Annotated in this window: 13 protein-coding genes; 8 read left to right on the forward strand and 5 right to left on the reverse strand. The window is 73.2% G+C overall.

Annotated elements, in window-relative coordinates; all coding sequences use genetic code 11:
* Nucleotides 1-8 precede the first annotated feature (8 nt).
* A complete protein-coding gene (locus C4J65_RS02260) occupies nt 9-785 on the reverse strand; it encodes an MHYT domain-containing protein (RefSeq protein WP_115740837.1) in 777 nt (258 codons plus the stop codon).
* A gap of 152 nt (nt 786-937) precedes the next feature.
* Here C4J65_RS02260 and C4J65_RS02265 point away from each other — a divergent pair, with 152 nt between their 5' ends.
* Nucleotides 938-1,537 (forward strand): class I SAM-dependent methyltransferase, encoded by a 600-nt coding sequence (locus tag C4J65_RS02265; RefSeq protein ID WP_115740838.1) that lies wholly within the window; start codon nt 938-940, stop codon nt 1,535-1,537.
* A 1-nt stretch (nt 1,538) separates the two neighbouring features.
* On the opposite strand, the gene C4J65_RS02270 is transcribed toward C4J65_RS02265, so the two are convergent.
* Nucleotides 1,539-2,294: an alpha/beta hydrolase gene (locus tag C4J65_RS02270; RefSeq protein ID WP_115740839.1), complete on the reverse strand. Its 756-nt coding sequence runs from the start codon at nt 2,292-2,294 to the stop codon at nt 1,539-1,541.
* Nucleotides 2,295-2,418: 124 nt separating this feature from the next.
* Between C4J65_RS02270 and C4J65_RS02275 the strand changes: the two genes are divergently transcribed.
* Nucleotides 2,419-2,943 carry a PadR family transcriptional regulator gene (locus C4J65_RS02275; protein ID WP_115740840.1) on the forward strand — a complete coding sequence of 175 codons (525 nt, stop codon included), beginning with the start codon at nt 2,419-2,421 and terminating at the stop codon, nt 2,941-2,943.
* On the opposite strand, the gene C4J65_RS02280 is transcribed toward C4J65_RS02275, so the two are convergent.
* Nucleotides 2,929-3,828, reverse strand: a complete 900-nt coding sequence (locus tag C4J65_RS02280) for an oxygenase MpaB family protein (RefSeq protein ID WP_115740841.1) — start codon at nt 3,826-3,828, stop codon at nt 2,929-2,931. The two genes, C4J65_RS02275 and C4J65_RS02280, sit on opposite strands and share 15 nt — an antisense overlap.
* 94 nt (nt 3,829-3,922) lie before the next feature.
* Here C4J65_RS02280 and C4J65_RS02285 point away from each other — a divergent pair, with 94 nt between their 5' ends.
* Both C4J65_RS02285 and C4J65_RS02290 read left to right on the forward strand, forming a co-directional pair.
* Entirely contained in the window at nt 3,923-4,231 is a 309-nt protein-coding gene (locus C4J65_RS02285; protein WP_205350945.1) for a hypothetical protein, read from the forward strand.
* A gap of 139 nt (nt 4,232-4,370) precedes the next feature.
* On the forward strand, nt 4,371-5,321 hold the full coding sequence (locus C4J65_RS02290) for a hypothetical protein (protein ID WP_115740843.1): 951 nt from the start codon (nt 4,371-4,373) through the stop codon (nt 5,319-5,321).
* Between the two features lie 57 nt (nt 5,322-5,378).
* Here the strand turns inward: C4J65_RS02290 and C4J65_RS35975 are convergent, their stop codons facing one another.
* Nucleotides 5,379-5,561, reverse strand: a complete 183-nt coding sequence (locus C4J65_RS35975) for a hypothetical protein (protein ID WP_016325661.1) — start codon at nt 5,559-5,561, stop codon at nt 5,379-5,381.
* Nucleotides 5,562-5,832: 271 nt separating this feature from the next.
* Between C4J65_RS35975 and C4J65_RS02300 the strand changes: the two genes are divergently transcribed.
* Entirely contained in the window at nt 5,833-8,697 is a 2,865-nt protein-coding gene (locus C4J65_RS02300) for a DEAD/DEAH box helicase (protein ID WP_115740845.1), read from the forward strand.
* On the forward strand, nt 8,694-9,962 hold the full coding sequence (locus C4J65_RS02305; RefSeq protein WP_115740846.1) for an SWF or SNF family helicase: 1,269 nt from the start codon (nt 8,694-8,696) through the stop codon (nt 9,960-9,962). The genes C4J65_RS02300 and C4J65_RS02305 overlap by 4 nt, the downstream gene beginning before the upstream one ends.
* Before the next feature lie 165 nt (nt 9,963-10,127).
* On the opposite strand, the gene xylA is transcribed toward C4J65_RS02305, so the two are convergent.
* Nucleotides 10,128-11,291, reverse strand: a complete 1,164-nt coding sequence (xylA, locus tag C4J65_RS02310; protein ID WP_115740847.1) for a xylose isomerase — start codon at nt 11,289-11,291, stop codon at nt 10,128-10,130.
* A gap of 155 nt (nt 11,292-11,446) precedes the next feature.
* Between xylA and xylB the strand changes: the two genes are divergently transcribed.
* The gene (gene xylB, locus C4J65_RS02315; RefSeq protein WP_115740848.1) at nt 11,447-12,892 is read left to right on the forward strand and encodes a xylulokinase; all 1,446 of its coding nucleotides are present in this window, start codon (nt 11,447-11,449) and stop codon (nt 12,890-12,892) included.
* Nucleotides 12,893-13,102: 210 nt separating this feature from the next.
* Nucleotides 13,103-14,311, forward strand: coding sequence for an ROK family transcriptional regulator (locus C4J65_RS02320; RefSeq protein WP_115740849.1), 1,209 nt, complete (start codon nt 13,103-13,105; stop codon nt 14,309-14,311).
* Nucleotides 14,312-14,519 lie beyond the last annotated feature (208 nt).

The following is a 14,519-nucleotide window of genomic DNA, read 5'->3' on the forward strand; positions in this document are numbered from 1 at the left end:
GTCCGCCGTTACGGGGCGGTACTCCCGACGGGTTGCTGCCGGGCCGAGGCGGACGCCTCGCGCTCCCGGGCCGTCGGCGACAGCGCGACGAAGGCCGACGTCAAGAAGAGGTAGGACCCTAGGCCGACGGCGAGGGGGAAGATGAACTGCATCGCCGTGGCCCCCGGCAGCGCCTCACCGGAGGGCGTGACACGCACGCTCACCGCGAACATGCCGGTGTAGTGCATGCTGCTCACCGCCGCCCCCATGATCAACGAGGCGAGGGTGACGGCGAGGGGCGACCGGGTGTTCAGCGCCGCCCACAGGGCCGCTGTGGCGGCCGCGACGGCGATGAGCACCGAGAGTCCGACGCGTCCCGGGTCGTAGCTCACCTCGCCGTGCAGGCGCATGGCCGCCATGCCGAGATAGTGCATGCTCGCGACGCCGATTCCGGTGGTGAGTCCGCCGAGCAGGAGTGCCCGCGCCCGGTTGCGGCCGTAGCCGACGGCGAAGACGCCGGCACAGACGACGAGCACCGCGACGAGCAGACTCACGAGGGTGAGCGGTACGTCGTAACGGATGTCCGTGCCGCTGACCCGGAAGCCGAGCATGGCGACGAAGTGCATCGTCCAGATACCCGTGCCGATCGCCGAGGCCGCGGTCAGGAGCCAGTTGCGGCGCGTGCGCCCGGTGGCGGCCAGGGCGCGCACGGTGCAGCGCAGCCCGAGAGCGGCGCCGGTACAGGCCATCGCGTACGACAGCGCGGGGGTCAGCCAGCCGAGGGCGGCGTGGTCCAGGTGTCCCATGGCCCCGGGACGCTAGTCCCGATCGGGGCGCACAACGGGGGCGCATTTCGAAAGGTGTTGCTATCTGACACAGAGGGGAGATGGAACGATCGCGTCACGCTCGAACATGTGCGCTGCGGCGTCTTCTGTGCTCTTGAGGGATCATGCGACGCATGAGCGACGACCACACGCACATCCAGGAATTCTTCGGTTCCCGTGCCGCCGACTGGGACCGCCGGTTCCCGGACGACGGCCCGGCCTACACCGCCGCGGTCGCCGGACTGGGGCTGCGTGAGGGCGACCGGGTGCTCGATGCCGGATGCGGCACCGGTCGGGCCCTGCCCCCGTTGCGTGCGGCCGTGGGGCCGTCGGGGCTGGTCGTCGGGGCCGATCTGACACCTGCCATGCTCCAGGCCGCCGTAGGGGCGGGGAGGGACCGTGACGGGCGCCTGCTGCTGACCGACGTGGCCGCGTTGCCCCTGCGTTCCCGGACGCTCGACGCGGTCTTCGCGGCGGGTCTCGTCGCGCACCTTCCGGATCCGGCCGGAAATCTGCGGGAGTTGGCGCGCGTAGTGCGTCCCGGCGGTGTGCTGGCGCTGTTCCACCCGATCGGCCGGGCGGCGCTCGCGGCACGTCAGGGACGGCGGCTCACGCCGGACGACCTTCGTGCCGAGGCCAATCTCCGGCCGCTGCTGGCCGGTTCCGGGTGGGAGATGACGACGTACGTCGACGAGGACGCCCGGTTCCTGGCCCTGGCGACCCGCGCGGGCTGAGTCAGTCCAGCCGGGCGACCGCCGCCGCGAACGCGTCGGGACGGTCGAACATGACGTTGTGCCCGGCACCAGCCACGGTCGTCACGCGCACGCCCGTCGCCTCCAGAGCCTCCCGGCCCTCCAGTCCGCCGCTGAGTTCGCCCTGAAGGTAGACACGCTCCACCTCGAGCTCCCCGAGAAGGGTGCGCATGACGGGGTCCGATCCCCGGCACAGCCCGACGGCGGAACGGTGCAGGGCGCGGGGGTCCGTCAGCCGCATCGTCGCCGCCCACCGGGGGCCGACGTCCGCCAGCACGCGCGCGTGGCCGCCGTCGACGAACTCGTCCTCCTCGTAGGAGGCGATGACGCTGCTGCCGGCGGTCGGCGGCGGGGGCGCGTCCAGGTTGGCCTCCGTGAGGACCAGGCGGGAGACCAGTTCCGGCCGCCGGTGGGCGAGGACGACGGCGACCGCGCCACCCATGCTGTGCGCGACCAGTTCGGCGCCGGTCAGTCCGGCCGAGTCCAGAACGGCGGCCAGCGCGTCGGCGTGGTCCACGAGCGTGTATCCGAACTGCTCCGGGCGGTCGCTGATGCCGTGACCGGGCAGATCGACGAAGAGGCTGCGCCGGCCGGCGAGTTCCGCGCGCGCCGCGATGTGGGCGTGGTACGCGGACGAGACCGAGCCGAGCCCGTGCACGTACACCCGGGCGGGTTCCTCTCCGGGCGTCTCCGTCCAGCGGATGAGACTTCCCCTGTCGTCGAACCGTGCCTCGTTCATTCCGTCCCCCTGTGGTGTGCCACGTTCCTCGTACCGTTCCAGAGAATACATCGACTGCGATGTATTGCGTCCACGAGGTACACCGTCGTCAAGAGCCGCAGGGGCCGCGGGAGATAATGCGGGCATGCTGGAGCTCGCCGTCCTCGGTTTCCTCTACGACAACCCGCTGCACGGCTACGAGCTGCGCAAGCGCATCACCGCACTGACGGGGCACGTGCGTCCGGTCGCCGAGAGCACGCTCTATCCCGCGATCAAACGCCTGGAGAAGGCGGGCCTCCTCGCACGCACCACGCAGCCCGGCTCCGTGGCCGCGCCACGTCATGTCCTGGCCCTCACCGAGGAGGGGCGGCGGGAGCTGCGCCGACGGCTCGCCGATCCCGTTCGGCGCGACATCACCGACGAGAACCGCTGGTTCACGGTGCTCGCCTTCCTCCGGCACCTGGACGACGCCGCCGCCCAGACCGCCGTACTGCACCGCCGGCTCGCCTTCCTGGAAGAGCCCGCGAGCTTCTTCTACGACGGTGAGCGACCCTTGGGCGCCGAGGAGTTGGACGACCCCTTCCGGCGTGGCGCACTGATCGTCGCGCGGGCCACCTCCCGGGCCGAACTCAGCTGGCTGCGGGAGACGATCGCTTCACTCGGCGGCTGACGTGTCGACGTGACGGACCGGGCAGCCCCGGAGGCCGGGAGCCGGGCGCGTGCCCAGATCGGCCAGCCGGTAGCCGTTCGGATAGCCCTTGATCTCCCGGTTCTGACGGGCATGGTGCGGGGCACGCCTCGGCGGCAGCAGGCGGACCGCGCGCCCGCGCAGTCTGACGGCGCGGCGCACGACCGCGCGGGTGACGGGGCTCGGCGGAACGTAGCCGAAGGCCCGCAGCAGGGGTTCGTCGAGCAGGGCGAGGGTCCCGGCGCGCAGGAGCGGCGCGAGAGGGCGCGGATACCAGGAGGCCATGAGGTCGAGTGTGGCGTCGGAGACGCGGCGCGCGCCCTCGTCCCAGGCGAAGTTGGCCTCCTCGTAGGCGTCGAGACAGGCCTCGAACTCCTCGTAGGAACCGGGAATGTCCTTGATGCCCATGTGCCGCCCCAGCGTGCGGTAGTGCACGGCGGAGGCGACGGTCTCGTGGCGCGACATCCTGCGCCATCCGTAGGTGTCGATCCAGCGTTTGGGGATCACCACGAACGTGCACAGGACGTACCGCATGTCGTCGTTGGTGATGTCGTAACTGCGGTGCATCTGGTTGATGCGCCGGATGGCGGTGCGGCCCTGCCGGCTGCCGAAGCCGTGCTCGACCACGGCGTCGAGCAGCAGCGCCGTGTCGTCGTACCGTTTCTGGGGCCGGCCGGTGAACTCCGCGGTCTCGGCGAGCAGCCGGCCGATGCTCGGTACGGCGTAGGTGCGGTAGAGCGCCAGTTCCAGGGCACGGGCGAAGTCCCAGGGGAACTCGTGGGCCGAGGACAGCCGATAGATCTGCGAGGCGTCCTCGTGGGGATCCATGCGCCGGATCCGTGCCAATTGCTCGAAGCGCCCTGCCATGGCCGCCCCCTTCTGCCGTCGGGACTTCAACTCTACGTTGAGTAGCAGGAGATGCACGGTCAGCCAGGATGATCGGTTGGGGAGGGTGGTCCGCTTGTTCGGCAGGATCCGCGAGGCCTGGGACAGATCCCGCACCGCTCGGCGCACGGAGCGGGGCAAGCGGGGGGACGCGGGCGGCGGGCCCCGCTCGCACAACCTGTTCGAGGCCGCGGCCGCGTACGTCTCGGCGTGTGTGGACGACGACCAGGACCGGATCGACGAGGCGGCGGGCCGCGTGTCGCCGGAGGCCCTGTCGTTCGGGGTCAACGAACTGGCGTGCCGGGCCGTGATCGCGCTCGCGCGGGAACGGGACGAGCCCCCGGGGGACGTGGCCCGTGCGCTCCTGGGGCTGCCCGCGACCTGAGTCCGCCCCCGGCGCCAGGTGGTCGATTCGCCCCCGTCCAACCGGAAAACTGCAGCTCGGGTGCGTCTGGGAGTCGTGACAAGGGCTTCTCGGGCGCACTAGGGTGCCCGCCATTGGACGAACCGATGGGGAGGCTGGGATGGCCGGGACGGACGAGGACGCCGTCGCCGCGGACGATGCGCTCTATGTGCTCACGGCGGTACTGCTGACGCCGGCGAAGTTTCCGAGTGTGCTGGGCGACGACTATCCGGAGGCGTGCGCCGCGCTCGGTCTCCCCCCGCTGGCCGACGGCTACGGCCTGGTGCTGGGACAGGACGGCGACGGGGCCCGGTGGACGGTCGTCATCGATGACGTCTCGCTGGTCGCCGTGGCCGTGGCGTCCTGGGACTGCGGCATGGAGTACGACCTGTCGCCGGACGAGCGCACGGTCGTCACGGCGCTGCCCGGCTGGCCCCTCGCGGTCGCCGTGGCGGCACCCGGTGTACCCGTGCCGCACGACCCGGGGCCGGAGTCCACCGACCAGCCCGCGCTGCGCCCGCCGGACACCACCGTCTGGGGACCGCCGCAGCGCCGCCTCGGGGCCGACGAGATCGCTCTGCAGTGGGCGCAGTGGCGGGAGCAGATCGACGACGCGGAGTTCCCGACACCGGGCGGCGGCGCCGGTTCGGTGGAGGGTGCCGCCGGCGACGGCGGAGAGGGTGACGGGGGCGGCGGCGGAGAGGGTGACGGGGGCGGCGACGCGGGCACCGGCTCGGACGCACCGGCCGACACCACGGACGAGACCGCGACCACGGACGGCCGGCCCGGCGCGGCGCCCTCCGGACACGGCGGCGTCCGGCGAGTCCTCGCGGAGGCCCGCGCCTACGTCGACACGCCACCACCGCTCGGCCGGGTCCGGTCGTCGTTCGCGCCGGGGGACGCGCGGACGCTGCGTGCGGACGGCCCCGGCTGGTCACTCGTCGCCAGGACCGACGACATCGCTTTCATCCTGCTCGACGAGGAGCCCGGTGAGGTCCTGCCGGTGGGACGAGGGCCGTCGCTGCCCGGACTCCTGGAGGCCCTCGACAAGATGGCCGTACGGCCGAGCTGACCAGGGACAGGGAAGGCGTCCCACCGCCGGGACCCTGCCGTCGTGGGCGTCAGCGCCTCAACGGCCTATCTCCTTGCGTGAGACACGGCGCAGCCTGCGCCGCTGGGAGGGATCGAGCGTGAGGTAGGCGGCGGCCGGGACTCCCAGAACTATCAGCAGGGCGGCCCACCAGGGCAGCCAGATCAGCAGGATGAGCCCGGCCGCCACGCCACCTGCTGCGACCTTGGCGTTCTTCGACATGATGTCGCCTCCTTCGCGGCCACTGCCGCTCTCTGTCCTGAAAACGGCCCCGCGCTCGTGGCGGTTCCGCAGCGCGACCCTGAGAACTCCCTGAGGACCGACCCCTACGCGCCCCTGAGAGCTCGTCGGCGACTGGGTCCGGGAAGGCATCGGAAGAACACCTCCCCCACTGCATAGTGACGCATGCCACGCCCAAGCCGCAGCCCACGCTCTCGACGTCCGTGTACACTCGGCGGCCGCACCCTGGCTAGTCAAATTTGAGGAATACGTCATCGCTGCGCAGAACACTCCTCCCGCCCCCTCCGAGATCTCCGCACTCGTCGACTGCTGTGCCGTCTTCCTGCCCGGCGATCCGGCACGCACCGGCACGGTCGCGTTCTGGCGCCCCGACGGCGAGGCGCCCGGCACCGTACCGACGGGGGCCCCGGGAAGCCTGACGGTCGCCCTGCCCGACGGCGACGGTGTGGAGGCGGTGAGCGTGCCGGCCGTGCTGCTCCCGGTACGGGCCGCCCTGCCCGTGCTCACACGCGCGCGGGCCCATGCGGACGGCCATCGGGCGACGGTGTTCTGGGGGGCGGTCGCCGTCGAGGCCCTGCACCTCGTGGCGCGCGGGCTGTTGCTGCCCGGCCTGTCCGCGGCCGAACACGACGCCTGGCGCGCGGGACCACTGGACGCCGAGGGGACCGAGCGGGTCCGCCACCTCGCCGCCGCCATGCCGCCCGAGGCGCACGCGGTCCCGCTGGACGGCGCCGGTCCCCTGCGGCTGCCCGACCCGGAACCTCTGGTGCGGTCCTTCCTGGACGCCGTCGCGGACACGCTGCCCCGCTCCCCCGCCGCCGAACTCCTCACGGCCGGGGCCGCCTACGCCTCCCGGTCGCCCCGGCCCTCGCCCGAGCTGCGCGAGTGGGCCCTGGACGTCGCCGCGGGACACGACACCGGCGTGCGGCTGTCGCTGCGTATCGAGGTGCGGGGGCTGTCGGCCGCGGCTCCCCAGGACGCCCGGCCGACGTTCCGGGCGGTGCCACAGGTGCACAGCGTCAGCGATCCCGGGCTCGTCGCCGACACCGCTCAGGTGTGGGGCGGCACCGTGGGAGAGGCGTTCGGCACGCGCGCGCGGATGGACGCCCTGCTCGCCCTGCGCCGGGCGGCACGGGCCTGGCCCTCGCTCACGCCCCTGCTGTCGGCGACCGTACCGGATGCCGTGGAACTCACCGACGAAGAGATCACCGAGCTTCTCGGAACCGGTTCCCGGGCACTCGCCGGCGCCGGAGTCGACGTGCACTGGCCGAGGGAGCTGGCCCGCGACCTGACCGAGCGCGCCGAGGTGGGACCGCCCGACGGCGGCCCGGCGGCGCACGCGGCTGTGACCGAGGCCGGCCCGTCGTTCCTGTCCGCCGACGCGCTGCTCGCCTTCAACTGGACGTTCGCCCTGGGCGACAGGGCCCTCACGCGCGAGGAACTGGACCTGCTCGCCGAGGCCAAGCGCCCCGTCGTACGCCTGCGCGACCAGTGGGTGCTCGTCGATCCGGAGGAGGCCCACCGCGCCCGCGCCCGCCAGGACCACAAGGTCACGCCCGTCGACGCGCTGGCCGCGGCCTTGACGGGCTCGACGGAGGTCGACGGACACCGCGTGCAGGTGCGGCCCACGGGATGGCTGGCGTCCCTGCGGGAGCGCCTCGCCGACCCCGAGGCGCAGGAGCCCGTGGCGCAGCCGGCCGCCCTCGAGGCCACGCTGCGCGACTACCAACGACGTGGCCTCAACTGGCTGGTCCGCATGACGTCGTTGGGCCTCGGCTGCTGCCTCGCCGACGACATGGGGCTCGGGAAGACCATCACGCTGATCGCCCTGCATCTGCACCGGCAGTCGGACGCGGACGCCGCCGGTCCCACCGTGGTGGTCTGCCCGACCTCCCTGATGGGCAACTGGCAGCGGGAGATCGAACGGTTCGCGCCCGGCACGCCGGTACGCCGATTCCACGGGCCCCGCCGCGACCTCGACGACCTCGCGCCCGGCGAGTTCGTGCTGACCACCTACGGCACCATGCGCCTGGACACCGACCGGCTCGCCGCCGTGTCGTGGGGCATGCTCGTGGCGGACGAGGCGCAGCACGTGAAGAACCCGTACTCCGAGACCGCGCGACAACTGCGCACCATCGGCGCACGCGCGCGCGTGGCGCTCACCGGCACCCCGGTGGAGAACAACCTCTCGGAGCTGTGGGCCGTCCTCGACTGGGCCACCCCCGGGTTGCTGGGCCGGCTCGGCAGCTTCCGCCGGCACTACGCCCAGGCCGTCGAGGGCGGACAGGACCCGGCGGCGGCGGAGCGACTCGCCCGGCTCGTACGGCCCTTCCTGCTGCGACGCCGCAAAGCGGATCCCGGAATCGCGCCGGAACTGCCACCGAAGACCGAGACGGACCATCCCGTGTCGCTGACCGCCGAACAGACGGGCCTGTACGAGGCGGTGGTGCGCGAGGCGCTCGCGGAGATCGCCGGTGCCGGCCACATGGCGCGGCGCGGCCTGATCGTGAAGCTGCTGACGGGCCTCAAACAGATCTGCAACCACCCGGCGCAGTTCCTCAAAGAGGACCAGCCGAAGATCACCGGCCGCTCGGGGAAGCTGGAACTGCTGGACGAGCTGCTCGACACGATCCTCAGTGAGGAGGCGAGCGTACTGGTCTTCACGCAGTACGTGCAGATGGCGCGGCTCCTGGAGCAGCACCTGGCCGCGCGCGGCGTGTCGTCGCTGTTCCTGCACGGCGGCACGTCGGTCACCGCACGGGAGTCGCTGGTGCGGCGCTTCCAGGACGGAGAGGCCCCGGTCTTCCTGCTGTCCCTGAAGGCCGCGGGCACCGGACTGAACCTCACGCGCGCGGAGCACGTCGTGCACTACGACCGCTGGTGGAACCCGGCCGTCGAGGCGCAGGCCACCGACCGTGCCCACCGGATCGGCCAGACCCGACCCGTGCAGGTGCACCGGCTGATCGCCGAGGGGACCATCGAAGACCGCATCGCCGCCCTCCTGAACCGCAAGAGGGAACTCGCCGACGCCGTTCTGGGCTCGGGCGAGGCGGCGCTCACGGAACTGACGGACGCGGAACTGGCCGATCTGGTCGAGTTGCGAGGGGGTACGCGATGACCCGGTACGACGACGAGGCGGAGCGGACGTTCGTCGCGCTGCCGCCCGCCCAGGGACGGGGCTTCGCGCAGACCTGGTGGGGCCGCGCCTGGCTGAAGGCGCTGGAGGACGCGGCGATGGACGCGGCGCAGGTGAAGACCGGGCGCCGGCTGGCACGCGCGGGAGCGGTCGGCGCGGTGTCGGTGCGGCCGGGGCGCATCACCGCGGTCGTCCAGGACCGGGACCGTACGACGCACCGGGCCGACGTCCTGCTGGAGCAGCTCTCCGACACACAGTGGGACCGGTTTGTCGACATGGCGATCGAGCGGTCGGGGCATGTCGCGGCGCTGCTGGACCGCGACATGCCACCGCACCTCGTGGAGGACGCAGCGGCCGCCGGCATCGACCTGCTGCCGGGCATGGGCGACCTGGAACCGGAGTGCGACTGCGGCGCCTGGGACCACTGTGGGCACACCGCCGCGCTCTGCTACCAGGTCGCGAGGCTGCTGGACCAGGACCCCTTCGTCCTGCTGCTGATGCGGGGACGGGCGGAGGTAGCGGTGCTCGACGCCCTTCAGACACAGGGCTCCGCGCCCGCGCAGGAGGTCGCATCCGGGCCGGAGGGTGTGGACGCCGCAGAGGCGTACGCGGCGGGCCAGATGCTGCCCCCGTTGCCCGCGCCACCCAGCCTCGGGGAGGGCCCGGGCGTGCCGCCGTCCCTGGACACCGAGGCGGCGCCTCCGCCGGGTGTCGACCCTCGCGGCCTGTCCTTTCTGGCCTCCCGGACGGCGGCAGAGGCCCACCGCCTGCTCGCCGAGGCCCTGCGCGCCGGGCACGGCGGGCGCGCGGTGGACCCGGAGCCGACCACGGCACAGGATGCGGTGCGCCTGGCCGCGGGGGATCCGGGACCGGACGTACTGGATCGCCTCGGCGAGGGTTCGGGGCGCACACGGGAGGCACTGGCCGCGGCCGTACGCGCATGGCGGCTCGGAGGCGGAGCCGCCCTGTCGGTGCTCGAGGAGGAATGGGCGGTGGCGGGCGACACGCTCGCACGCGCGCGTGCGGCGCTGGAGTCGGCCTGGGAAGAGGACGAGCGGCCCCCGTTGGTGGCGCGGGCCAACCGGTGGACCGTCGTCGGCGCACCTCACCAGCTCCGCCTGGACCGCGAAGGACGTTGGTGGCCGTACCGCAGGGAGCACGGCCGATGGGTCCCCGTGAGCGGCGCGAGCCAGGACCCGGCGACGGCCCTGGCTTCCGCGACTCTCGCGACGGACTGCGAGCCCTGACGGCCCCGCCCCCTCCTGCCTCTTCCTGCCTGCCTCTTCCCGCTTCGCGCGGTCTGTTCCTGACCCGTCCGACGCGCCTGGATTCCGGGGGGGTGACACCCCGCACGAGCTCCGGCCCCGTCCTCGATGGACGGGGCCGGAGCATTCTCACGGGTGCCGGACCGGTCAGCGGGCGCCGAGGAGGTGGTCCATGGCGAGCTGGTCGAGGTGCTCGAAGGCCATGCCGCGCTCGGCGGCCGCGTCCACGTCGAAGGTGTCGTAGGCGCTCCGGTCGGCCAGCAGGGCGGCGAGACCGTCCTCGGCGGTCGGGCGGGCCAGTTCGTCCAGCCGGGCAGCGGCCAGCGCCTCCTGCACCTGCGGGTCCGCGCGGAATGCCGCCGCCCGGTCCTTGAGGATCAGGTAGTTGCGCATGCAGCCGGCGGCCGACGCCCACACGCCGTCGAGGTCCTCGGTCCGCGGCGGCTTGAAGTCGAAGTGCCGCGGCCCCGCGTACCCGGCCCGCTCCAGCAGGTCGACGAGCCAGAACGCGGCCCGCAGGTCGCCCGCCCCGAACCGCAGGTCCTGGTCGTACTTGATGCCCGACTGGCCATTGAGGTCGATGTGGAAGAGCTTGCCCGCCCACAGCGCCTGTGCGATCCCGTGGGGGAAGTTCAGACCGGCCATCTGCTCGTGGCCGACCTCCGGGTTCACGCCGTACAGCTCCGGCCGCTCGAGACGCTCGATGAACGCCAGGGCGTGCCCCACCGTCGGGAGCAGGATGTCACCGCGCGGCTCGTTCGGCTTGGGCTCGATCGCGAACTTCAGGTCGTAGCCCTGCTCGGTGACGTACTCGCCCAGCAGGTCGAAGGCCTCCTTCATGCGGTCGAGCGCGTCCCGCACGTCCTTGGCCGCACCCGACTCCGCGCCCTCGCGGCCGCCCCAGGCCACGTAGACGCTCGCGCCCAGCTCGACCGCGAGGTCGATGTTGCGGATCGTCTTGCGCAGGGCGTACCGCCGTACGTCCCGGTCGTTCGCCGTGAAGGCGCCGTCCTTGAACACCGGGTGTGTGAACAGGTTCGTCGTCGCCATCGGCACCTTCATGCCGGTCGCGTCCAGCGCCTGCCGGAACCGCTTGATGTGCGACTCCCGCTCCGTGTCGCTCGACCCGAAGGGGATCAGGTCGTCGTCGTGGAACGTGACGCCGTACGCACCCAGCTCGGACAGCCGCCGTACCGACTCGGCGGGGTCCAGGGCCTGCCTGGTGGCGTCGCCGAACGGGTCACGGCCCTGCCAGCCGACCGTCCACAAACCGAACGTGAACCTGTCCTCGGGAGTGGGCTGGTAGTTCATTCCGCGGCTCCTCACTCAATGCCGATCAATCGCTGCCGACTATTTCGTCATGGCGCTTTACAAATTAGTATGCACACACGGTCCTGGGAAGGGACAAGGTGTCCCCGAAGGAATGGAGTCCGGGTCACAGGACCCGCGGAAGAGGGAGAAGCCCGATGTCAGCAGCCGAGGGTCCGCTCGTCGTCGGCGTGGACACGTCCACCCAGTCCACCAAGGCACTGGTCGTCGACGCGGCCACCGGCCAGGTCGTCGCGAGCGGCCAGGCGCCCCACACCGTGTCCTCCGGCGCCGGCCGCGAGAGCGATCCCCGCCAGTGGTGGGACGCGCTCGGCGAGGCCCTGAGCCAGTGCGGCGAGGCCGCCCGCGAGGCCGCCGCGGTGTCCATCGGCGGGCAGCAGCACGGTCTGGTCACGCTGGACGCCCAGGGCGAGCCGGTGCGCCCCGCCCTGCTCTGGAACGACGTACGCTCCGCTCCGCAGGCCCGCCGCCTGATCGACGAGCTGGGCGGGGCCAAGGCCTGGGCGGAGCGCACGGGGAGCGTGCCCAGCGCCTCCTTCACGGTCACCAAGTGGGCCTGGCTGGCCGAGCACGAGCCGGAGGCGGCCCGCGCGGTGAAGGCCGTACGGCTCCCCCACGACTACCTCACCGAGCGCCTCACCGGCGAGGGGACGACCGACCGCGGCGACGTGTCCGGGACCGGCTGGTGGGCGTCGGGCACGGAGGCCTACGACGAGGAGATCCTCGCGCGCGTGGGGCTCGATCCGGCGTTGCTGCCCCGGGTGGTCCGGCCCGGTGAGGTGGCCGGTACCGTACGCGCCGACCACGGCCTGCCGTTCTCGAAGGGCACCCTGGTCGCCGCCGGCACCGGCGACAACGCGGCCGCCGCGCTGGGTCTCGGGCTGCGCCCCGGCGTCCCGGTGATGAGCCTCGGCACGTCCGGGACGGCGTACGCCGTGTCGCAGCGCCGGTCCGCCGACCCGACCGGCACCGTGGCGGGCTTCGCCGACGCGCGCGGCGACTGGCTGCCGCTGGCCTGCACCCTCAACTGCACGCTCGCCGTGGACCGCGTCGCGTCCCTGCTGGGCCTGGACCGGGAAGCCGTCGAGCCGGGCGCCGACGTCACGCTGCTGCCCTTCCTCGACGGCGAGCGCACACCGAACCTCCCGCACTCCTCCGGCCTCCTGTACGGGCTGCGCCACGACACGACCGCCGGACAGCTGCTCCAGGCCGCTTACGACGGTGCCGTCCACTCGCTGCTCGGCGCGCTCGACCTCGTCCTCGACGCCGACGCGGACCCGTCCGCTCCCCTGCTGCTGATCGGGGGCGGTGCCCGGGGGACGGCCTGGCAGCAGACGGTACGGCGGCTGTCGGGGCGCCCGGTCCAGATCCCGGAGGCCAGGGAGCTGGTCGCGCTCGGTGCCGCGGCGCAGGCGGCCGGTCTGCTGACCGGTGAGGACGCGGCCGCGGTCGCCCGACGCTGGAACACGGCCGCCGGGCCGGTGCTCGACGCCGTGGAACGGGACGAGGCGACGCTGAACCGGATCACCGGGGTACTCTCCGACGCGGCACCGCTGCTGGAAAGGGACGCGGCCTCCCGCTGAGGGCGCGCCCGCACGGGTGAGGCCAACGACGGACGGTCCGCGCTCTGTTCCCCGCGGAGCCGCCGCGGACGGGGCGCCCGGCAGACCGGGACGTGACGAGGGGGCTCCTCCCCCGTCGCCTCCGCGCCGGACGGTCCGCAGGTGGCCCGACCGCGACCCGTGGCGACCGGCCGAGACCGGACCGACGACAGACCGAGGATTGACGGAGGCATGACCGCACCGCCGCACGACGCCCAGCCGGCCCGCCCCGGGCGCGCTCTGCCGGACACCCAGCAGGGGATGCGCCGCCGCAATCTGGCGCGGGTGATGCACACCGTCAGCGCCGAGGGTCCCCTGTCCCGGGCCGCCGTGGCCTCGCGGATCGGGCTGACGCGGGCCGCGGTGTCGACCCTCGTGGACGAGCTCATCCGCTCGGGCCTGCTGGAGGAACTGGGCCCCGAACGCCCCGGCCGCGTGGGCCGTCCCGGGTCCGCACTCGCCGTCAGCGGACAGGGTCCGGCCGGCATCGGGGCGGAGGTCGGCGTCGACCATCTCGCGGTCTGCGCGGTGGACCTCCGCGGCCGGGTACGCGCGCGTGCCGTGCGGTACGGCAGCAACCGGAGCCGTTCGCCGGAGCCGGTGCTGGAGCAGCTCGCCGGTCTGGTGCGGCAGGTGGTCTCGGAGGCGGAGACCGAGGGACTGTGGCCGGCCGGGCTCGCGGTGGCCGTGCCCGGTCTGGTTGCCCGCGACGGCCGGACGGTCGTGCGCGCACCGAACCTGGACTGGCACGACGCGGACCTCGGCGCCCTGCTGCCGGCGGATCTGCCGCTGGCCGTGGACAACGAGGCCAATTTCGGCGCGCTCGCCGAACTGTGGCTCGGCGACGGCACCCCCCGGGACTTCCTGCACGTCTCGGCCGAGATCGGCATCGGTGCGGCCGTGGTGTTCGACGGCCGGCTGCTGCGCGGCACCCGCGGGTTCGCCGGTGAGCTCGGGCATGTGCCGGTCCATCCCGACGGACCCGGGTGCGCCTGCGGCGGGCGCGGGTGCCTGGAACAGTATGCCGGTGAGAAGGCGGTCCTGCGCGCGGCGGGCGTGGAGCCCGGGGAAGACCGTGTCGGGCTGCTCGCCGGACGGGCGGCGGAGGGTGACGAGGACGTACGGCGTGCCCTGCGTGAAGCGGGCACGGCACTCGGCATCGCCCTGACCGGTGCGGTGAACCTGCTCGACCCCGAAGGCGTGGTGCTGGGCGGCGCCCTGGCCGGACTCGCCCCCTGGCTGCTGCCGTCGTTGCGGGACGAACTGGCCCGGCGCACGGCGGGCCCCGCCTGCCCGGTCGCGGTGTCCGAGCTGGGTCCGCAGGGGCCGCTGCTCGGCGCCGCGCACTCCGTGGTCCGGGCGGTCCTGGACGACCCGGGCGCGGTGGCGGAGCGGGCCTGACACTCGCCCGTCGGAGGGTTCACCGGGAGGCTGACCCATCACTCCTGTTCACTCGATCGAGTGAGCGCGGTGTCCACAAGGCGGTGGCTGTCCACGGAACGGCGCGGCGCTCTACTGCGCAACCCCCGCTCCCCGTACGGTGATTCACGCGGACGCACCTAGCCCCCGGGGCGGTCGGACGTCCGCGTCGGCGTTCCGCTCCGCAGTC

Source organism: Streptomyces sp. CB09001 (genome assembly GCF_003369795.1).
Lineage (GTDB): Bacteria > Actinomycetota > Actinomycetes > Streptomycetales > Streptomycetaceae > Streptomyces.